The following is an 18799-nucleotide window of genomic DNA, read 5'->3' on the forward strand; positions in this document are numbered from 1 at the left end:
AGTTTCACCTTGTTGCGCTTGAAAGATCTGGGCCGATAAGGGCATTGTGGCGTCAGAACATATAGATGTCTAGACCTTTTTCGGATTTGTCCATGCTCTCGCAAACCAAAGATACAGATGCCCGCCGCCAATGGATGGGGGTGTTGGCCAAGTCGGATGAAAGCCGCCTCGCCCATTTTTGGGCCGACCTGCAAAGCCTGCCCGCCTGGGACTACCTGCGCCGCCCGGAAGTGGGGCTGGTGATGGTGCGTGGGCGCATGGGTGGCGATGGCGGTCCGTTCAATCTGGGCGAAATGACCGTGACCCGCTGCTCGGTGCGGCTACAAAACGGTGTGGTCGGTCATGCCTGGGTGGCCGGGCGCTCGGCCCGCCATGCCGAGATGGCGGCCATCGCCGACGCCCTGATGCAGGACGAGGACTGGCGGGCAACGGTCGATGAAAAGCTGTTGGCGCCGTTGCAGGCGCGGCTCGATCACGACCGCGCCACGGATGCGCGCAAGGCCGCCGCCACCCGTGTCGATTTCTTCACCATGGTCCGCGGAGAGGATTGAACCCGTGAACGCACTTGCCCCCCAGACCGGCCTGTTGCCGGGTTTCACCGATCCGGTCGCCGATTCGCAAAAGATGTTCCGCGCCGTGCTGGAAGCCATGTCGCGTCCCGGCACCATCGTCACCGCACCGGTATTGCCGGTGGCGCCGCAGCCGGTCAATCCGGTGGCCGCTGCCCTGGTCCTGGCCCTGGCCGATTACGAGACGCCGCTGTGGCTTGACCCCGCCGCCCGCCAGCCGGGCTTGGTCGAGTATGTGCGTTTCCATTGCGGCTGCCCGCTGGTCGAGGCGCCCGCTCAGGCGGCCTTCGCCCTGGTCACCGACGCCAAATCCATGCCGCCGCTGTCCGCTTTTCATCTGGGCAGCGACGAATATCCCGACCGCTCGACCACGGTGATCGTCCAGGTACCGCATCTGGATGGCGGCGAGTCGTGGCGGCTGAAAGGGCCGGGCATCCGCGATCAGGCCATTCTGGCCGCCGGTCAATTGCCGTCGGCGTTCAAGGCCTGGGTCCAGGACAACCATGCGCTGTTCCCGCGCGGTGTCGATCTGTTGTTCGCCGCCCCCGGCCAGTTGGCCGCGCTGCCGCGTTCGACCCTGTTGGAGGGTTAGGCCATGTATGTGGCGGTGAAAGGTGGCGAAAAGGCCATCGACAATGCCCATGCGCTGCTGGCCGAGGATCGGCGCGGCGATGAAGCCATCCCCGAGCTGACGCTGGCCCAGATCGAGCAGCAATTGGGCTTGGCGGTGGACCGGGTGATGACCGAGGGCTCGGTCTACGACCGTGACTTGGCCGCCCTGGCCTTGAAGCAGGCCCAGGGCGATGCGGTCGAGGCCATCTTCCTGCTGCGCGCCTATCGCACCACCTTGCCGCGCTTCGGCGCCAGCCTGCCGGTGGAGACCGGGGCAATGGCGATCCGCCGGCGCATCTCCGCCGCCTTCAAGGATCTGCCCGGCGGTCAGGTGCTGGGGCCGACCTATGATTACACCCATCGTCTGCTCGATTTCGCCCTGGCCGCCGAAGGGGCGCCGCGCCCAGCGGTGGAAAGCGCCGAAACCGGGCTTGAGCCCGCGCCCCGGGTCACCGATGTGCTGCATCAGCAAGGCTTGATCGAGCCGTCGGGGGCCGGCGCTGCCACCCCCGGCGACCTGACCCGCCAACCCTTGAACTTTCCCGCCGGGCGCGATCTACGTTTGCAGAATCTGGCGCGCGGCGACGAGGGCTTCATCCTGGCCCTGGCCTATTCCAGCCAGCGCGGCTACGGCAACACCCATCCCTTCGTCGGCGAAATCCGCATGGGTGAGGTGGCGGTGGAACTGGTGCCGGAAGAGCTGGGCTTCGCCATCGACATCGGCACCATCACCGTGACCGAGTGCCAGATGATCAACCAGTTCAAGGGCTCGAAGGATATCCCGCCGCAATTCACCCGCGGCTACGGCCTGACCTTCGGCCAAGGCGAGCGCAAGGCCATGGCCATGGCCCTGGTCGACCGGTCCTTGCGGGCGGAAGACTTGGGCGAGCAGGCGACCAATCCGGCCCAGGACCAGGAATTCGTCCTCTATCACTCGGACAATGTGGAAGCCTCCGGCTTCGTCCAGCATCTGAAACTGCCCCATTACGTCGATTTCCAGTCGGAACTGGAAATGATCCGGCGTTTGCGGCGCGAAAACGCGGAGGCCGCCCATGAGTACCGGCTATAACTTCGCTTACCTGGATGAGCAGACCAAGCGCATGCTGCGTCGGGCCATCCTGAAGGCGGTGGCCATCCCCGGCTATCAGGTGCCGTTCGGCAGCCGGGAAATGCCGCTGCCCTATGGCTGGGGCACCGGCGGCATCCAGGTGACGGCGGCGGTGATCGGCGCCGATGACCGCTTGAAGGTCATCGACCAGGGCGCCGACGACACCACCAACGCCGTCTCCATCCGCCGTTTCTTCGCCCGCACCGCCGGTGTGGCGACCACCGAGAAAACCCGCGAGGCGACGGTGATCCAGACCCGTCACCGCATCCCGGAAATGCCGCTGTCCGACGGCCAGATCATGGTCTATCAGGTGCCGATCCCCGAGCCGTTGCGCTGGTTGGAACCGCGCGAGACGGAAACCCGCAAGATGCATGCCCTGGCCGATTACGGCGCCATGCATGTGAAGCTGTACGAGGATATCGCCCGCTTCGGCCACATCGCCACCACCTATGATTATCCGGTGCTGGTGGGTGGTCGCTATCTGATGCGGCCCTCGCCTATCCCCAAATTCGATAATCCCAAGATGGACATGTCGCCGGCGCTGCAATTGTTCGGCGCCGGGCGGGAAAAGCGCATCTACGCGGTGCCGCCCTATACCTCGGTCAAAAGTCTGGATTTCGAGGATCATCCGTTCGAGGTGCAGCGCTGGGATCAGGCCTGTGCCCTGTGCGGCGCCACCGAATCGTTTTTGGACGAGGTGGTCACCGACGATGCGGGCGGGCGCATGTATGTGTGTTCCGACAGTGATTATTGCGGCGAACGGCGACAGGAGCAGGGACAATGAACGATCACCCCCTGCTGCGGGTCAGCGGCCTGACCCATATGTACGGCGCCCGAATCGGCTGCCGCGACGTGTCGTTCGAATTGTGGCCGGGCGAGGTCATCGGCATCGTCGGCGAATCGGGATCGGGCAAGTCGACCTTGCTGTCGTGCCTGTCCACCCGCCAGCGCCCGACCACGGGTGTGGTGGAATACGATACCACCGACCAGGGGCTGGTCGATGTCTATGGTCTGTCCGAGCCGCGCCAGCGCATGCTGATGCGCACCGATTGGGGCATCGTCCACCAGAACCCGCGCGACGGTCTGCGCATGGGGGTGTCGGCGGGGGCCAATGTGGGCGAGCGGTTGATGGCGGTGGGGGCTCGCCATTACGGCCAGATCCGCCAACAGGCCGGCACCTGGCTGGACAAGGTGGAGATCGACCCGACCCGCATGGACGACCAGCCGGCGACGTTTTCCGGCGGCATGCTGCAACGCTTGCAGATCGCCCGCAATCTGGTCACCCATCCGCGTCTGGTGTTCATGGACGAACCCACCGGCGGCCTGGATGTGTCGGTGCAGGCCCGCCTGCTCGATTTGCTGCGCCGTCTGGTTACCGATTTGGGGCTGTCGGCCATCGTCGTCACCCATGATCTGGCGGTGGCCCGCCTGCTGGCCCACCGGCTGATGGTGATGAAGGGCGGCGAGGTGGTCGAGCACGGCCTGACCGATCAGGTGCTGGACGACCCGCACCATCCCTATACCCAGCTTCTCGTTTCTTCGGTGTTGCAGCCATGATCCTCGTCAGCGACCTGTCCAAGACCTATGTCCTGCATACCCAGGGCGGTATCAGCATTCCGGTGTTCCGGGAGGCCCAATTGTCGGTGGAGGCGGGGGAATGCGTCACCTTGCACGGCCCCTCGGGCTCGGGCAAATCCACCTTGCTGCGCTGCCTGTACGGCAATTGCAAGGCCGATGCCGGAGCCATCATGGTCCGCCACGGCGATTCTTATGTGGATGTGGCCAGTGCCCCGCCGCGCGCTATCATCGACGTGCGCCGTCGCAGCATGGGTTATGTCAGCCAGTTCCTGCGCGCCATCCCCCGCGTCAGCGCCCTGGACGTGGTGGCCGAGCCGTTGCGGGCCACGGGGGTGGGGATGGAACTGGCGCGGGCCAGGGCGGCGGACCTGCTGGCCCGGCTGCGCATCCCCGAACGGCTGTGGCATCTGGCCCCGGCGACGTTTTCCGGCGGCGAGCAGCAGCGCGTCAACATCGCGCGCGGCTTCGCCAGCGACCACCCCATCTTGTTGCTGGACGAGCCCACCGCGTCGCTGGATGCCGCCAACCGCGCCGTGGTGGTGCAATTGATTGAAGAGGCCAAGGCCAGGGGCGTCGCCCTGGTCGGTGTTTTCCACGACGACGAGGTGCGCGAGGCGGTGTCTTCGCGTATCGTCACCATGCAGCCCGAGGTTTCGGCATGAACGAAGAACTGATCCTGACCAATGCCCGCATCGTCACCGAAACCGAGGTGTTCACCGGTTCGCTGCACGCCATGGGCGGACGCATCGTTGCCCTGGCCAAGGGGCCGAGTAATGTGCCCGGCGCGGTGGATTGCGCCGGCGATTACGTCATCCCCGGTCTGGTCGAACTGCACACCGACAATCTGGAAAAGCACTTCACCCCGCGCCCCGGCGTGCGCTGGCATTCCCGCTCGGCCTGTCTGTCGCACGACGCCCAGATGGCCGCCGCCGGCATCACCACCGTCTACGACGCGGTGTCGCTGGGCGACATGATCGAGGGCTCGGCCCGCCAAGCCAATCTGGAGGCCATGATCCACACCCTGGGCGAAGTGGCGGATGAAGGCTGGTTCAGGGCCGAACACCGCCTGCACCTGCGCTGCGAGGTGTCGTCGCCGAACATCCTCGACTCGTTCAACGGCTTCGTCACCGACAAGCGGGTCGGCATTGTCTCGCTGATGGACCACACGCCGGGCCAACGCCAGTTCGTGCACGAAGACAAGTACCGCGAATATTACATGGGCAAATACGGCTTCAACGCCGAACAGATGGAAGCCTTCACCGCCAAGCAGCAGGCGGCCAGCGCCCAATATTCCGACCCGCATCGCCGCGCCATCGCCGCCGCCTGCCAGGGCCGCGAGTTGATCCTGGCCACCCATGACGACGCCACCAGCGACCATGTGGAGGAAGCCGCCGGTTTGGGCATCCACTTTTCCGAATTCCCGACCACGGTGGCGGCGGCGAAGGAATCGCACCAGCGCGGCATGAAGGTGCTGATGGGCGCCCCCAATCTGGTGCGCGGCGGCTCGCATTCCGGCAATGTCTCGGCCTTGGAACTGGCGCAAAAGGAGTGCCTGGACGTGCTGTCGTCGGATTACGTGCCGTCCAGCCTGATCCATGCCGCCTTCATGCTGCATCACGGGGAACTTGGCTGGGATTTGCCCGCTGCCTTGGCCCTGGTGGCCAAGAACCCGGCGGATGTGGCCGGCCTTGCCGATCGCGGCAGCATCGATGTGGGCAAGCGCGCCGATCTGGTCCGCGTCGCCGATACCGGCGACATGCCGGTAGTCCGGGTCGTGTGGCGCCAAGGTGTGCGCGTGTCATAAATCATTTTCCCCGGCTGCGGCGAAAGGGTAAAATCGCCGTAGTCGGGGAAATGGTTTTTGGTCATGCGTCAATTCAATGTTTTTCATCTATTCATTGTTTGTTTGATGGTTTTCGTTTCTGTGCCTATTGCCTCTGTGGCGGCGCAGACCACCCAAACCCCTGCTTCTTCTGCACGAATTGTGCGTATTCAGTTGAAGTGGACGCATCAATTCCAGTTTGCTGGCTTTTATGCCGCACTTGAGCAGGGCTATTTTCGTGAGGCCGGGCTGGATGTGCGGTTGTTGCCCGGCGGCCCCCATATCGATCCGGCCCAGGTGGTGGTGGGCGGCGGCGCCGAGTTCGGCATCGGCAATTCATCGCTGCTGATCAATCACGCCTGGGGTGCTCCGGTGGTGGCGGTGGCGGCGATCTTGCAGCATTCGCCCTTTGTCCTGGCCGCCATTCCCAGCCTGGACGAGCCCAAGGCCTTGGCCGGTCGGCGGCTGATGCTGGAGGCCCATTCCGCCGAATTGCAGGCCTATCTGCATCTGGCCGGGGTGGACATGACCCAGGTGCGGTTGATGCCCCATAGCGGCGATATCCGCGATCTCGGGCACAAGGTGGATGCGGCTTCCGCCTATAGCTCGGACGAAACCTATACGCTGCTGACCGACAAGATCGGGCACCAGATATTCAATCCGCGTTCCATCGGCATGGATTTCTATGGTGATACCTTGTTCACTTCCGCCCGTCTGGCGGCGGAGAACCCGGATCTGGTGCGCGCTGTGCGTGAGGCGGTGATCAAGGGCTGGTATCACGCACTTGAACACCCCAACCAGGCCATGCGCCTGATCAACGACAAATATGCCCCCGACATCGATCCGCTGAAACTGCGCTACGAGGCCGAGGAAATCCGCCGGCTGATGGATGCCGACGTGGTCGGCATCGGTTACATGAACGTCAAGCGCTGGGACGGCATCGCCGCCGCTTTCCAGCGCGCCGGCCTGATCGCCACGCCGGTGGATCTGGCGGCTTTCCTGTTCGACGCCGAAACCGAGCCCGATTTGGGCTGGGTTTACACCGTTCTGGCGGTGGGAGGGGTTTTTGTCCTGGTGGTGGCGACGGTGGCGGTGCAAGTGGTGCGGCTGAACCGGCGACTTCGGCGCGAGATCGAGGAACGGCGGCGGCTGGAGCAGATTTTGACACATCAGGCCATGACCGACCCGCTGACCGGTTTGTGCAATCGCCGCCACTTCATCTTGCGCGCCAACGAGGAATTGCACCGTGCCCGCCGCACTGGTGCGCCGCTGGCCGTGCTTTACCTGGATGTCGACCATTTCAAGATCATCAACGACAAGTATGGCCACGGTCTCGGCGATCAGGTGTTGGTGACGGTGGCCAGGGCCTGCCGCGACGCCCTGGGGGGTGAGGATTTGCTGGCGCGGATGGGCGGCGAGGAATTCGCCGCCGTGCTGCCCGGTCTGGACAAGGTGGCAGCCCAAATGACGGCGGAAAGGTTGCGCCGCTGTCTGGGGGAGGTGGTCACCCGCAGCGAAGATGGTCGGCGCATCACTATAACTATCAGTATAGGTGTGGCCACATTGGCTGATGACGATGGTGATATGCTGACGGTGTTGGATCGCGCTGACCGGGCACTTTATCAGGCAAAGACCTTAGGTCGGAACGGGTCGTATTTTATTTGATATTACTTAAAGTTTATCTTTAACTTTTTGTTATGGGTGTCTGTTCATAGTCCAAGGATGCCACCTGCAAAGCGGGGGCATGTGGTGTCACGCGACCGGAAGAAATCCGGTGAAGGGACAAAGGATGAGCACGCTCATACCCAGGGCGTCGTTGGTGACCGGAAGCCTGCCTGCCGAGCAGCAGGAGGATTTGTGGTGCCAGAGTATCGCCCCCATGCTGGAATCCCGCTCGTGCCGCCAGCCGGATCAAGCCGGCAAGGCGCCGGAGATTCATCAATATCATCTGGGTCGTTTTCTCTATATCGACACCATCTTCAGCCGCCGAACCTTCCGCCGTGACCGTGGCCTGATGGCCCAACACGACGATGCCGATCATCTGAGCCTGCAGCTCTTCATTGATGGTCGCAACCAGGTTGCCAATGGCGGCATCGATTACACCATCGTTCCCGGCAAGGTTTACGGCGTCAATCTGGCCTATTCGGTCGAGGCGGTGGCCGAGGATTCCGACGCGGTGGTGATGGTGTTGCCGCGCCAGCTGGTGTTGGACGAAGTGCCGCATCTGGCCGATTTGCGCGGCCAGGTCTTCGCCGACAATTCGGTGTGCAATCACCTGCTGCGCGATCACATGCTGTCGCTCAGGCGCTTGTTGCCTTCCGCCAGCATGGACAGCATTCCGGCTTTGACCCAGTCGCTGTTGGGGTTGCTCGACGCCTTGATGGGGCACGGCGACACTGGCGCCGCCCAGGTGCAGACGGCCATGTTCGCCTCTATCTGTCGCCATATCGACAGCCAGTTGAACGATTCGGACCTTGGGGTCGATTCCATCTGCGCCAAGTTCCGCTGTTCGCGCGCCACCCTTTACCGGTTGTTCAAGCCCCATGGCGGCGTGCGCGAACACATTCAGCGCCGCCGGCTGATGGCCTGTTTCAAGGCTATTACCGGGGCAAGGCACACGCATCGCGGTATTTTCGATATCGCCTTGGATTTCGGCTTTATCTCGCCCAGCCATTTCAGCCATCTGTTTCGCAGCCATTTCGGCATGAGCCCGAGCGAGGCCCGGGACATGGGGGCGCAGCGGTGCGGGAAAGGTCTGGATTTGGCAATGCCCAGTGGCGGCAGCGCCGTCGAGGATGCCGAATGCATGTGGCGCTGGGCCAAGTCGCTGACCGCCAGCGCCGCCTGGCGATAAAAAGGCTCCCGCCGCCGGGGCGGGGGCGGGAGCCTTATCCGCCGCAGCCAGGGTGCCGCCTGACTGCCGACGGCGGATCAGAACAGGCCAAGCAGGCTCCGTTCGCTTCGCCCGGCCAGATTGACCGGCGTTTCGACCAACGCCCAGCGTGCCGCCCGGGTGATCAGATAGGCGTCGTCGACGTTAAGGTCGTCATCTGGTCCGTGAGCCGGAAGCCCCAGGGCGTTCAACGACCGGCGCAAATCGCCCAGGCGTTCGACCAGTTCCTGTCGTTCGGGGATCGACGGTGCCGATTGTGCCAGCAAGGTCGCGCCCTTCATCTGGGCAAAGGTCTTTTCCGCCTGGGTCAGGCTGTTGCCGGCGATTTGGATGATATCCTCCGCGCGGTCGGCGGCGACCGGTTTTTCCCCAGCCCGTTCGTCCACGACTGTCTTGGCATTGGTATTTTGCATCGACAGCAATGTATCCCGTGTCGACGGCGTCAGCTTGACGTCGGTGGCCATGATTTTCCCTCCATCCCCATGGAACCCCATTCCATGCCACCCACTCTACGCCGCCGGAAACAGTGCTGATTGTCTGTGCGTCCACGGATGATGTCGCATTCGTCTCAATGTATTAGATGTCGTTGGCAGGAATTTCGCCGAAGCCGTAGCGTTGATAGAGGCGGTAGACATAGGCGCCGAAGCTGCTGGCGATGCAATGCAGGCCGTCCAGGGCCATGCTGGTTTGAACCAGCGATCTTTCGATGGCCTGGGCATGGCCGAAGATGCTGCCCCAGCCGTGATCGATGCGGTGGATATGCAGGCACAGATCGGGATGGCTGATGCCGTTGACGGCCACCGCCATGTCGATGGCCGAGCGCACCACCACCGTCTCGCCGTGCAACAGATCGTAGATGGCGTCGAAGACGGTGTTCTTGCAGGTCGGCCCGTCCAGGCGGGTCAGTTCCAGATTGCCATCGGCATCGGCATCGACGAACCGGCGGTCGCCGGCGGGAAAGCGGCAGTGGGGCGGTAGGCCGGAAAGACGCAGCCAGGCATTGTTGCCGTCGGCTTCGCAGACGGCGATGACCGCGTGAGAGGATTGCTGATATTCGGCCGGAGAAATCTGACCTTCGCCGCAGGCCTTGGCGATGTCCAAGGTGCCGGCGGCGATGAAGTCCAGGTCGCGGCGCAACTGGTCGAAGCCGCGGGCCAGGGCGCGCCGCTCGCCCGCCTGGGGCGTGCCCTGGGCGATCAGGGCCAGGCTGCGCATGCGGCACAGCAGGTTCTCAATGGCATCCATGCCATTCAGGGCCGCCTGGACCACCCCCAACTCGGCGGGGGCGGGTTCGGCGGTGAAGTAATCGGTGGCCATTCTGCCGGACTCCCCCATCCAATAACGCGTTCTGCGTCGAGGGAGTCTACAAAATCGCTGCGGATGGCGGTTGTTCCTGCGTCTCCGCAGATTGTCGCAGATGTCTCAGATGAACAGCTTGCGCAGGCGCGACGAGGCGATGTCGATCAGCGACACGGTGACGATGATGATCAGCATGACGGCGCAGGTCTCGGCGAAATAGAAGCCGCGGATGATTTCCCACAACACCACGCCGATGCCGCCGGCGCCGACCATGCCGACCACGGTGGCCGAGCGGACGTTGGATTCGAAGCGATAGAGCGAATAGCTGATCCACAGCGGCATCACCTGGGGGATGATGCCGAAGACGATTTCTTCCAGGGCATTGGCGCCGGTGGCGCGGATGCCTTCCACCGGGCGGGGGTCGATGGCTTCCACCGCTTCGGAAAACAGCTTGGCCAGGATGCCGGTGGTATGGACGAACAGGGCCAGCACGCCGGCGAACGGCCCCAGGCCGACGGCGACCACGAACAGCATGGCGAAGACCATTTCGTTGATGGCGCGAAAGGAATCCATCAACCGGCGCACCGGCTGGTTGACCCAGGCCGGCGCCACGTTTTCGGCGCATAACAGGCCGAAGGGCACGGCGCAGACCACCGCCAGGGCGGTGCCCCAGATGGCGATCTGCAAGGTGACCAGCATTTCTTCCAGGTAATAGCGCCAGTCGGCGAAATTGGGCGGGAAGAAATCGGCCATGAAGGTGCCCATGTTGGCACCGTCGGTGATCAGGGCCCAGGGCCGGATTTCCGCCCCCGACCACGATGCCGCCAGCACGGCGAAAATCAGCCCCCACACCAGCAGCTTGGCCAGGGACTGGCGCGGCGGCGGTGAAAGGCGGGCGGTATCAAGGGCGGTGGACATGAGAGGGGTTCCTGACAGATGGACATGGAAACGGGCGGCCCCGGCATGGGGGCCGCCCGATAAGGCAGAGAATCTACTTCAAAGCGGCCATACGCTTGGTCAGATCGGCCAGCTTGGCGTCGATTTCGGCCAGCTTGGCCTTCTTGTCGGTTTCGCTCATGTTGGCGTCGCCGGCGATCTTGTTGCGGTTCTTGAACAGCTCAAGCTGACGGATGGGCAGCAACTGGTCGTTGGACGACGGCTTGAACGGCGCCCATTGCAGGCCGGCCAGGGTCTCGACTTCCTTCTTCACCTGGTCCTGGCTCTTGCCCGGAGCGGCGACGCCGTAGGTCAGGAAGAAGGTCTTGATCTTGTCCTTGGCATCCTTGGGCATATCCTTGCGCCAGACGATGGGGTCGGCGGGGATCAGGGGCGAGGTCCAGATCACCTTGATATTGGCGAACTTTTCCGGCTGACGGGCCTGGACCAGGCGCAGGTTTTCCGAATTGTTGGTGGACACGTCCACCTGCTTGTTGGCCACCGCCATGGCGTTGGTTTCGTGGTTGGCGTTGATCACCCGCTTGAAAATCTTCTTGGGGTCGTCGACACCGTTCTGGGCGAAGACGTAATAGCCCGGCACCAGGAAGCCCGAGGTGGAATTGGGATCGCCGTTGCTGAAGGTCAGTTCGGCCGCGTTCTTCAGCACGTCCTGGACGCTGTTCAGGGTGCTGTCCTTGTGCACCAACAGGTGCGACCAATAGCCGGGATTGCCTTCGGCATCCACCGACTGGACGAAGATTTCGCCTTCGGCGCGGTCCACCGCTTCCATGGCCGACTTGTTGCCGAACCAGGCCACCTGCACCTTGTTGAAGCGCATGCCTTCGATGATGCCGGCGTAATCGGGGGCGAAGAACGCCTTGATCTTGAAGCCGGTCTGCTTCTCCATCTCGGCCAGGAACGGCACCCATTCCTGCTTCAGGTTCTGGCTCGATTCGGTCGAGATGATGCCGAAATTCAAGGTTTCCTGGGCCAGGGCCGGGGCGGCGAACAGGCTGCCCAGGGTGGCGGCGGCCAAGATGGTCGCGGAAATCTTCATGGGTCGGTTCCTTCGGTTGCGGTAAGCGGGAAAAGAATGAAAATCAGCCGGCGGCGGCGGCCAGGGCCGCGGTTGTGCCGGTGACGAAACTGGCCGAGCCCTGGATGCCGGCCCCCAATTCCTCGGCCTGGGCACCGTAAAGATCGCGCAGCAAGGCCGGTGTCAGTGCCGCCGAGGGGCCGTCATAGACCACCACGCCCTTTTTCAGGGCGATGGTGCGCGGGCAATAGCGGATGGCGAAATCCACCTGATGCAGGCAGACCACCACGGTGGTCTTGTCTTCGGCGTTGATGGTGGCCAGGGTTTCCATCACCCGGCGCGACGATTCCGGGTCCAGGCTGGCGATGGGTTCGTCGGCCAGGATGATTTGCGCCCGCTGCACCAAGGTGCGGGCGATGGCGGCGCGCTGCTGCTGGCCGCCCGACAGGGTCGAGGCCCGCTGCCACGCGGTTTCCGGGATGCCGACGCGGGTCAAGGCGTCGAAGGCGCGTTCGCGGTCTTCCAGCGGGAACAGGCCCGACAGCGACCGCCACAACGGCAACCGACCAAGCGAACCGGTCAGCACATTGGTCATCACCGGCAGGCGGCCGACCAGATTGAATTGCTGGAAGACGAAGCCGACGCGGGCGCGGGTGGCGCGAATGTCGGCGGCCAGACGCCCGCAGGCCTGGACCGGGCGGCCCAACACCTCGATGCTGCCGCCCTGGGGGCCGGCATCGCTGACCGCCAGCCCGGCCACATGGCGCAGAAGCGTCGACTTGCCCGACCCCGAGGCGCCGATCAGGGCGACCATCTCGCCCGGATTGATATCCAGGCTGACGCCATCCAAGGCTTTACAGCAATTGAAAGTCTTATGGAGTCTGGTCACCTTGATCGCCGGAACCATCACCTTGGCGGCTTTGGTCATACCCTCACCTCGGATTGAATACGTTCCGACGGAGCATAACGATCAACCGCGTCAGTTTTATTGAGGCTTGGTTTCCGTTTTATGAAAATAAAGTTGTTACCAATTGTGGATATGTATAGTGCTGGTCTTAGACAACATCGCCCGGTCATCCAGGCTGATACTTGTCAATGAATTGCTCGGCATTGAGTGTGCGGAAGTCGGGCAGCGCCTGCTTCAATTTGTCGTGCGGCCAGTCCCACCAAGACAAACTTAACAATTGCGCTTCGGTTTCAACAGTAACCCGTCGGCGGATGGGTTTGGCCGGTACGCCGGCGACGATGGTATAGGGGGCGACGTCGTGGGTGACCACCGATCCGGCGCCGACCACCGCGCCGGTGCCGATGGTGATGCCGGCCATGATGATGGCGCCGTGGCCGATCCACACGTCGTGGCCGATGCTGACCCGGTGGTCGCGGCGCCAGTCGAAAAAGGCCAGATCGTCGTCACCCAGGCCGTAGGAACTGGCGCGATAGGTGAAATGGTGGATCGAGGCCCGTTCCAGCGGATGATTGCCCGGATTGATGCGGACCATGCGGGCGATGGAGACGAATTTGCCGATATCAGCGTAAATGCAGTCGCCATCCTCCATCATGTAGCTGTAATCGCCGAAACTGGTTTCACGCATCTGGGTGCGGGCGTGCACGGCGGTATAGGCGCCCAAGGTGCAAGTGCTGACCTCGGCCTCGGGATCGATCCACGGATTTTCACTCAGGCTCATCGTCGTCTCCATCACGGTTGTGTCCGTGATAAAGCCGCTGGCGGCGGCTTTGTGTGACCGGATGGTGAAATTGGCTTAATTGTCTAGACAAGTGGCGAGAACGTCGATTCTTGCGCGCCGGCGTGCTAATGCATCGGCCATGGATAAGATCGACGACCAATTGCGCGCCTTGGCGCTGCCCTTCGACAAGGGATTCCTGGAGATGCCGGCGCGGGCCTTCTGGCTGCGGGCCGAGGCCTCCCCTCATTTCACTGGCTGGAGCGGGCAACTGGAATGCCAGCAAGGCTTCCGCCCGGCCTTCGACCGTTTGCAGGCGGCGGGCTTCAAGGCCGTCGAGCGGCTGGCGGGCGGCTATCCTTTGGGCCTGTGTCTCTTGACCAAGCACAAGGGCGAAAGCCGGGCCCTGATCGCCCAAGGACTGGATCAACTGGCCCCGGGTGGCGTGTTGGTGTGTTGCGGTGCCAACGCCAGCGGTGCCGCCAGCCTGGAAAAGGAAGCGGCCAAGCGCTTCGGCCTGCTGGGGACGCTGTCCAAGCATCAATGCCGGGTGTTCTGGCTGGAAAAAGCCGAGGCCGCCGATTGGCTGGCCGAGGGGGCGCCGCGTCCGGTGGCGGAGACGGCGCTGGTGGCCCGTGCCGGTTGTTTCAGTCCCGACCATGTGGATCGGGGCTCGCGGTTGCTGGCGGCGCATCTGCCGGCGGGTCTAAGTGGCCGGGTGGCCGATCTGGGCGCCGGCTGGGGCTATCTGAGCGCGGAAATCCTGTCGCGCTTCGACGCCGTCACCGGGGTGGATCTGTACGAGGCCGAAGCCATGGCCCTGGACGATGCGCGGACCAATCTGGCCGCGTTCGGTGAGCGGGCCAGCTATCACTGGATTGATGTCTGCGCTGGATTGCCCGAGGTGGCGCCCTATGACTGGATCGTCAGCAATCCGCCCTTCCATGAAGGGGCCAAGGCCGATCCGGCCATCGGTCAGGCCTTCATCACCGCCGCCTGGAAAGCCATCCGCCGGCGCGGCAAGTTCCTGCTGGTGGCCAATCAGCATTTGCCCTACGAAGCCGAGTTGCGCCGCCGCTTCCGCGAGGTGGAACTGGTCACCGTCGCCGACGGCTTCAAGATCTACCTGTCCACCAATCGTCACGACCGCTAGGAAATACAATGCGTCTGGTCCGTCTGATCGCCAATCTGGGCTATGGCAGCCAAAGGGACATCCGTTTTTTGTTGCGTGATGGCCGGGTCCGCCATGCCGACGGGCGGGAGTTGGTGGAAAGCGACAAGGTCGAGCACGACGACATCCGCGTCGATGGCGAGCCGTTGGACCCGCCCGCCGGGCTGGTGATCATGTTGCACAAGCCGGCAGGCTATACCTGTTCGAGCAGCGATCCCGGTCGCATCGTCTATGAATTGCTGCCGCCCCGGTTCATGCACCGCAATCCGGTGCTGGCCCCGGTGGGGCGACTGGACCGCGACACCACTGGCCTGTTGCTGTTGACCGATGACGGCAAGTTGCTGCACCGGTTGACGTCGCCCCGTCATCACGTGCCCAAGACCTATGACGTCACCCTGGACCGTCCGCTGGAAGGGACCGAGGCCGAAATCTTCGCCAGCGGCACGCTGATGCTGCGGTCGGAGAAGACGCCGCTGGCGCCGGCGCAATTGCAGGTGCTGGGTCCCAATCAGGCGCGGTTGACCTTGCACGAGGGCCGCTACCATCAGGTCAAGCGCATGTTCGCCGCTGTTGGCAACCATGTGGTCAGCCTGCACCGTGCCGGCCTGGGACCGCTGACCTTGGGCGATCTGCCGGAAGGCCAATGGCGGGTGATGGCGGCGGAAGAACTGACCGGCCTATAGGAAATCGGTCAGCTTCAGGCTGTTCAGTTTGCCCAGGGCGGCGTAAGACGCCTCCAAGGTGGTCTGGTATTGCGAGATTTCCACCGTCACCTGGGCCACATCGACGCCCTTGGCGTCGCCGATCCGTTCCGACAGCAGCGAGATGCCGGTGTCTTGCTGGCTCAGCGCGTTTTCCAGCCGCCCGGCATTGACCGACAGCCGGCCTTGCACCGCCAGCAACTGATCCATGGCCTCGGTGGCCAGATCATAGGCCTCGTTGATGGAATCCTCGTCCGGGGTGGCGGGGTCGAGATTGGCCAGGATGTTGGCGGCGCGCAGCGCCTTCTCGAAGCCGGTTTCACCGGCGGTGACGCCGTATTCGATACTGCTTTGGTCCGACACCTTGACCGATTGGGTAACGTCGTCGCCCAGGTAATAGCTGTCATCGGCCACCGAGGGATTGGTCGGGGCGGCCAGAAGCGTGGTGTCCACCGGCTGGGTGGTGGTGGCGCCGCCGGCGAACAGATAGCGCCCATCGGCCTGGGTGTTCATCAGCGCCGCCAGATCGGTCAGCATGTCGGCGCCGATCTGGTTGTAATCCACCTGATCGGTGGATTGGCTGCTCAGTTGCGACAGCGTGGTGCGCATGCTGCTCAGCAGGTCGGTCATGTCGCCCACCGCCTGATGCATGGTCTCGGTGCGGTCCAGCGCACTCTGGGTGGTGCTGGACCGGGCCTGCAAGCCGGCCAGGGCGTTTTCCATGGTCATCAGCCGGGCGGCATCGGCGCCCAGACCGGCATAGGTTTCACTTTTCAGTCCCGAGGCGTTGGCGCTTTGCTTTTCCGCCAGCTTGGCCTGGACAGTCATGGCCGAGCGCAACAGCGCCTGACCCAATCCTGCGCTTGATACCCGTTCCATGATCAGCTCACCGCGTTGAGAAGAGAATCGAACATCTCCTGGATCGCCGACAGCACCTGGGCCGAGGCGGAATAGGCGTTTTCCAGTTCCGAGATGTGGGCGGTTTCCTCGTCGATATTGACGCCGTAGCGCGACGAGAACGAATCGGTCAGCGCCGTCAGCGTGGTTTCGCGCGAGGTGGCGATGCTGTCGGCGGCCTTGGACTTGGCGCCGATGTCGGCGACCAGATCGGTGGCGGCGCTGGTGTCGATGGCATCGGCCATGGCTTGCGCCAGGGCGCCGCCGTCCAGGCCGATGCCGTTGTCACCCAAGCTTCCCACCGCCAGCAAGGTGGGGTCGGCGGCCAGACTGGCGTTGACGAACAGATCCTCGGCGCCGTCGCCGGTCAACATGTCGTTCAAGCCGAAATACCCCGACACACTCTTGCCGCCCACATCGCCGCCGGACAGGGCGATGCCCAGCGAGGCATCGGTGCTTTCCACCACCAATTGCCCGTCGGCATCGAGCGAGGCGGACACGCCGGCAATGGCGTTCAAGGCGCCCAGCAGATCATCGACGCTGGTGATGGTGCTCATGTCGATGTCGGTCAGGGTTTGGGCGCTGCCATCGCTGTCGACCAGGCCCACCCGCAAGGTGCCGGTGCCGGCGATGGCATCGGTGCCGGCCAGTCCCGCCACCGTTCCGGTCAGGCTTTGCGGTGCCGGGCTGGCGCTGCCCTGGTTGGACAGGGCGTTCATCTGGTCGCGCAGATCGGTGGCGATGGCGTCCAGCTGATCCTGCACGGCGGGCAGGGTGTCGTCGCGCAGTTCCACCAAAGCGGCGATGGTGCCGGATTTGACGGAAGTGGTGATGTCCTGGCCGTTCAGGGTGATGGCGTCGAAGCCGCCGGGGTAGACGGTTTCCGACGTCACCGTGTTGCTGGCCTGATAGGACAGTTCGTGCACCGACGAATTCAGCAAGGGCTGGCCGCCGGTATAGATGGTCATCGCCCCGTCTTCGCCGGTGTAATAGCTGATGTCCATTTGGGTCGACAATTGGGCCACCAGCACCATGCGCTGGTCTTCCAGATCGGCGGTGGACTCGCCGCGGGATTGCGCCAGGACGATGGAATCGTTAAGGGAATCGATGGCGTGCAGCGATTCGTTGACGGAGGCGACGGCACTTTCGATGCCGTCGTCGGCCTCGGCCCGCAGATCCTGCACCTGGGCCGAGGTATCGCGCAAGGATGCGGCGGCGTCGGTCAGTTGCAGCACCGCCTGGGTCTTCAGCGTGTCGCTTTCCGGCGTCGCCGCCAGCTCTTCCAAGGTGGCGGCCAGTTCGGTGAGCGAGGCCGACAAGGTGCCGCCGCCGCTGTCGCTGGAGGTCAGTTGCCCGAGGATTTCCGCCAGCCGGTCCAGATAATCGGCATCAGTGGCGGCCTCGGCATTGGCCGAGGTGGCGGTGATGATGGATTTCAGCAGGTTGGCATCGACCTTGGACGAGATGCCGATGATATCGACCCCGGTGCCGATACCGCTGCCGCCGGTGGTGGTGTTGACCTTGGTCGCCGATTTGACGCTATAGCCTTCGGTATCGGCGTTGGCGATGTTGTTGGCGGCCAGAGCCAGCTCGCTTTGGATGGTGCGCAGCGAGGCGGTGGCGGAGCCGAGGGCAAGGGTCAGGGACATGGCGGCCTCCCGGGGATGGGGTCAGGCGTGGAAATTGGCGCCCACCGGCGGCAGGCGCAGTTCCAGCGGGATGTTGCCCTTGGCGCCATAGGTGCCGCTGGTGCGGGCGTCCTGGCGCAGGGCTTCCAGCACCGCCTCGACCCGCCGGCGCGAGGCGGTCATCGCCGCTTCCAGCCGGGTGATATTTTCCTGGGCGCCGTGGCGCAACTGGCGCACCGCCTCCATCAGGGCATGGCCGAATTCCGGGTCGGCGGCCAGGGCGGCGGCCCCGCCGGGGCCGAAATCTTCCCACAATTCGGCATATTCGGCGGCCAGTTCGGTCTTGCGCTCGCTGCTGGCGGCCAGTCCGGCGGGATAGCCCTGGGCCAGGGCCATGTTTTCGCCAGCGATGATTTCCGCCAGTTCGGTCACGGTTTCCAGCAGGGTCCGGGCCATCTGGCGGGCGGGAGCGTCATCCATGGGCAGGGGCTGGTGGGCGAAGGGCAGCATGACGGTTCTCCTTTGGGTCAGGCGCGGCGCAGCGGGATGACGGTGGCGGCCTGGCCATAGGCACGGGCGGCACCGGTGCGGTGGTTGAGCGCCTTCAAGTCTGCGGCCAGCAGGCCCAGCTCGTTTTCCAGGGCTTCGACCAGGGCTTCCAGGTCATGGGCGGCCACGGCCATGTCACGGCGCAGCAGGCGGCGGTCATCGGCGGGCAGGCCGGCCAGCCGCGCCGCCAGCCGTTCCGACAAGGCGGCGGCATCGGTGGCGTCGCCCAAATCCAGGCTTTGGCGGATCTGGCCGATGGCGCGGCTGGCGGCGGCTTCCGCCTGCGAGGTCTTGGTGATCTTGGTGTGCATGGTTTTT

Annotated in this window: 21 protein-coding genes; 11 read left to right on the forward strand and 10 right to left on the reverse strand. The window is 63.9% G+C overall.

The window, feature by feature from the left end; genetic code table 11:
* The first annotated feature begins 92 nt into the window (after positions 1–92).
* The 9 genes from phnG to MGMSRV2_RS00415 all read left to right on the forward strand — a co-directional run bounded on the left by phnG (position 93) and on the right by MGMSRV2_RS00415 (position 8543).
* Positions 93–551 (forward strand): phosphonate C-P lyase system protein PhnG, encoded by a 459-nt coding sequence (gene phnG / locus MGMSRV2_RS00375; protein WP_024078333.1) that lies wholly within the window; start codon positions 93–95, stop codon positions 549–551.
* Between the two features lie 4 nt (positions 552–555).
* Positions 556–1161: a phosphonate C-P lyase system protein PhnH gene (phnH, locus tag MGMSRV2_RS00380; protein WP_024078334.1), complete on the forward strand. Its 606-nt coding sequence runs from the start codon at positions 556–558 to the stop codon at positions 1159–1161.
* Positions 1162–1164: 3 nt separating this feature from the next.
* Positions 1165–2250, forward strand: coding sequence for a carbon-phosphorus lyase complex subunit (locus MGMSRV2_RS00385; protein ID WP_024078335.1), 1086 nt, complete (start codon positions 1165–1167; stop codon positions 2248–2250).
* A complete protein-coding gene (locus MGMSRV2_RS00390) occupies positions 2234–3073 on the forward strand; it encodes an alpha-D-ribose 1-methylphosphonate 5-phosphate C-P-lyase PhnJ (RefSeq protein ID WP_024078336.1) in 840 nt (279 codons plus the stop codon). The genes MGMSRV2_RS00385 and MGMSRV2_RS00390 overlap by 17 nt, the downstream gene beginning before the upstream one ends.
* Entirely contained in the window at positions 3070–3846 is a 777-nt protein-coding gene (gene phnK, locus MGMSRV2_RS00395) for a phosphonate C-P lyase system protein PhnK (RefSeq protein WP_024078337.1), read from the forward strand. The genes MGMSRV2_RS00390 and phnK overlap by 4 nt, the downstream gene beginning before the upstream one ends.
* Entirely contained in the window at positions 3843–4529 is a 687-nt protein-coding gene (phnL, locus tag MGMSRV2_RS00400; protein ID WP_024078338.1) for a phosphonate C-P lyase system protein PhnL, read from the forward strand. The genes phnK and phnL overlap by 4 nt, the downstream gene beginning before the upstream one ends.
* Entirely contained in the window at positions 4526–5671 is a 1146-nt protein-coding gene (locus tag MGMSRV2_RS00405) for an alpha-D-ribose 1-methylphosphonate 5-triphosphate diphosphatase (protein WP_024078339.1), read from the forward strand. The genes phnL and MGMSRV2_RS00405 overlap by 4 nt, the downstream gene beginning before the upstream one ends.
* A gap of 192 nt (positions 5672–5863) precedes the next feature.
* On the forward strand, positions 5864–7354 hold the full coding sequence (locus MGMSRV2_RS00410; protein ID WP_052588810.1) for a GGDEF domain-containing protein: 1491 nt from the start codon (positions 5864–5866) through the stop codon (positions 7352–7354).
* Between the two features lie 124 nt (positions 7355–7478).
* A complete protein-coding gene (locus MGMSRV2_RS00415) occupies positions 7479–8543 on the forward strand; it encodes a helix-turn-helix transcriptional regulator (RefSeq protein ID WP_024078341.1) in 1065 nt (354 codons plus the stop codon).
* A gap of 77 nt (positions 8544–8620) precedes the next feature.
* Here MGMSRV2_RS00415 and MGMSRV2_RS00420 read toward each other — a convergent pair whose 3' ends face one another.
* The 6 genes from MGMSRV2_RS00420 to MGMSRV2_RS00445 all read right to left on the reverse strand — a co-directional run bounded on the left by MGMSRV2_RS00420 (position 8621) and on the right by MGMSRV2_RS00445 (position 13538).
* Positions 8621–9046, reverse strand: coding sequence for a hypothetical protein (locus MGMSRV2_RS00420; protein WP_024078342.1), 426 nt, complete (start codon positions 9044–9046; stop codon positions 8621–8623).
* 112 nt (positions 9047–9158) lie between these two features.
* A complete protein-coding gene (locus MGMSRV2_RS00425; protein ID WP_024078343.1) occupies positions 9159–9899 on the reverse strand; it encodes a hypothetical protein in 741 nt (246 codons plus the stop codon).
* Positions 9900–10004: 105 nt separating this feature from the next.
* Entirely contained in the window at positions 10005–10799 is a 795-nt protein-coding gene (gene phnE, locus MGMSRV2_RS00430) for a phosphonate ABC transporter, permease protein PhnE (protein WP_024078344.1), read from the reverse strand.
* 73 nt (positions 10800–10872) lie between these two features.
* Positions 10873–11874, reverse strand: a complete 1002-nt coding sequence (gene phnD / locus MGMSRV2_RS00435; RefSeq protein ID WP_024078345.1) for a phosphonate ABC transporter substrate-binding protein — start codon at positions 11872–11874, stop codon at positions 10873–10875.
* 43 nt (positions 11875–11917) lie between these two features.
* Positions 11918–12781, reverse strand: a complete 864-nt coding sequence (gene phnC, locus MGMSRV2_RS00440; RefSeq protein ID WP_024078346.1) for a phosphonate ABC transporter ATP-binding protein — start codon at positions 12779–12781, stop codon at positions 11918–11920.
* Between the two features lie 145 nt (positions 12782–12926).
* Positions 12927–13538 carry a DapH/DapD/GlmU-related protein gene (locus MGMSRV2_RS00445; protein ID WP_024078347.1) on the reverse strand — a complete coding sequence of 204 codons (612 nt, stop codon included), beginning with the start codon at positions 13536–13538 and terminating at the stop codon, positions 12927–12929.
* Between the two features lie 139 nt (positions 13539–13677).
* Here MGMSRV2_RS00445 and MGMSRV2_RS00450 point away from each other — a divergent pair, with 139 nt between their 5' ends.
* Entirely contained in the window at positions 13678–14688 is a 1011-nt protein-coding gene (locus MGMSRV2_RS00450; protein ID WP_024078348.1) for a class I SAM-dependent methyltransferase, read from the forward strand.
* An 8-nt stretch (positions 14689–14696) separates the two neighbouring features.
* Positions 14697–15389, forward strand: coding sequence for a pseudouridine synthase (locus MGMSRV2_RS00455; protein ID WP_024078349.1), 693 nt, complete (start codon positions 14697–14699; stop codon positions 15387–15389).
* Here MGMSRV2_RS00455 and MGMSRV2_RS00460 read toward each other — a convergent pair.
* From MGMSRV2_RS00460 to MGMSRV2_RS00475, 4 genes are read right to left on the reverse strand one after another with little or no spacing between them, the layout of a single operon-like run.
* The gene (locus MGMSRV2_RS00460) at positions 15384–16286 is read right to left on the reverse strand and encodes a flagellin (protein ID WP_024078350.1); all 903 of its coding nucleotides are present in this window, start codon (positions 16284–16286) and stop codon (positions 15384–15386) included. The genes MGMSRV2_RS00455 and MGMSRV2_RS00460 overlap by 6 nt on opposite strands.
* 2 nt (positions 16287–16288) lie before the next feature.
* Entirely contained in the window at positions 16289–17953 is a 1665-nt protein-coding gene (gene flgK, locus MGMSRV2_RS00465; protein WP_024078351.1) for a flagellar hook-associated protein FlgK, read from the reverse strand.
* 21 nt (positions 17954–17974) lie between these two features.
* A complete protein-coding gene (locus tag MGMSRV2_RS00470; protein WP_024078352.1) occupies positions 17975–18442 on the reverse strand; it encodes a flagellar protein FlgN in 468 nt (155 codons plus the stop codon).
* A 17-nt stretch (positions 18443–18459) separates the two neighbouring features.
* Positions 18460–18792, reverse strand: coding sequence for a hypothetical protein (locus MGMSRV2_RS00475; protein WP_024078353.1), 333 nt, complete (start codon positions 18790–18792; stop codon positions 18460–18462).
* Positions 18793–18799 lie beyond the last annotated feature (7 nt).

The sequence above is a fragment of the Magnetospirillum gryphiswaldense MSR-1 v2 genome (genome assembly GCF_000513295.1).
Taxonomy (GTDB): Bacteria; Pseudomonadota; Alphaproteobacteria; order Rhodospirillales; family Magnetospirillaceae; genus Magnetospirillum; species Magnetospirillum gryphiswaldense.

What these genes read in the sequence shown, in the direction of transcription:
- MGMSRV2_RS00390 (WP_024078336.1), top strand. Translation starts at nt 2,234, where the DNA reads ATGAGTACCGGCTATAACTTCGCTTACCTGGATGAGCAGACCAAGCGC.
- MGMSRV2_RS00405 (WP_024078339.1), top strand. Translation starts at nt 4,526, where the DNA reads ATGAACGAAGAACTGATCCTGACCAATGCCCGCATCGTCACCGAAACC.
- MGMSRV2_RS00445 (WP_024078347.1), bottom strand. Translation starts at nt 13,538, where the DNA reads ATGAGCCTGAGTGAAAATCCGTGGATCGATCCCGAGGCCGAGGTCAGC.
- phnC (WP_024078346.1), bottom strand. Translation starts at nt 12,781, where the DNA reads ATGACCAAAGCCGCCAAGGTGATGGTTCCGGCGATCAAGGTGACCAGA.
- MGMSRV2_RS00425 (WP_024078343.1), bottom strand. Translation starts at nt 9,899, where the DNA reads ATGGCCACCGATTACTTCACCGCCGAACCCGCCCCCGCCGAGTTGGGG.
- MGMSRV2_RS00415 (WP_024078341.1), top strand. Translation starts at nt 7,479, where the DNA reads ATGAGCACGCTCATACCCAGGGCGTCGTTGGTGACCGGAAGCCTGCCT.
- phnE (WP_024078344.1), bottom strand. Translation starts at nt 10,799, where the DNA reads ATGTCCACCGCCCTTGATACCGCCCGCCTTTCACCGCCGCCGCGCCAG.
- MGMSRV2_RS00460 (WP_024078350.1), bottom strand. Translation starts at nt 16,286, where the DNA reads ATGGAACGGGTATCAAGCGCAGGATTGGGTCAGGCGCTGTTGCGCTCG.
- MGMSRV2_RS00450 (WP_024078348.1), top strand. Translation starts at nt 13,678, where the DNA reads ATGGATAAGATCGACGACCAATTGCGCGCCTTGGCGCTGCCCTTCGAC.
- phnL (WP_024078338.1), top strand. Translation starts at nt 3,843, where the DNA reads ATGATCCTCGTCAGCGACCTGTCCAAGACCTATGTCCTGCATACCCAG.
- MGMSRV2_RS00420 (WP_024078342.1), bottom strand. Translation starts at nt 9,046, where the DNA reads ATGGCCACCGACGTCAAGCTGACGCCGTCGACACGGGATACATTGCTG.
- MGMSRV2_RS00385 (WP_024078335.1), top strand. Translation starts at nt 1,165, where the DNA reads ATGTATGTGGCGGTGAAAGGTGGCGAAAAGGCCATCGACAATGCCCAT.
- MGMSRV2_RS00470 (WP_024078352.1), bottom strand. Translation starts at nt 18,442, where the DNA reads ATGCTGCCCTTCGCCCACCAGCCCCTGCCCATGGATGACGCTCCCGCC.
- flgK (WP_024078351.1), bottom strand. Translation starts at nt 17,953, where the DNA reads ATGTCCCTGACCCTTGCCCTCGGCTCCGCCACCGCCTCGCTGCGCACC.
- MGMSRV2_RS00455 (WP_024078349.1), top strand. Translation starts at nt 14,697, where the DNA reads ATGCGTCTGGTCCGTCTGATCGCCAATCTGGGCTATGGCAGCCAAAGG.
- phnD (WP_024078345.1), bottom strand. Translation starts at nt 11,874, where the DNA reads ATGAAGATTTCCGCGACCATCTTGGCCGCCGCCACCCTGGGCAGCCTG.
- phnK (WP_024078337.1), top strand. Translation starts at nt 3,070, where the DNA reads ATGAACGATCACCCCCTGCTGCGGGTCAGCGGCCTGACCCATATGTAC.
- MGMSRV2_RS00475 (WP_024078353.1), bottom strand. Translation starts at nt 18,792, where the DNA reads ATGCACACCAAGATCACCAAGACCTCGCAGGCGGAAGCCGCCGCCAGC.
- phnG (WP_024078333.1), top strand. Translation starts at nt 93, where the DNA reads ATGCTCTCGCAAACCAAAGATACAGATGCCCGCCGCCAATGGATGGGG.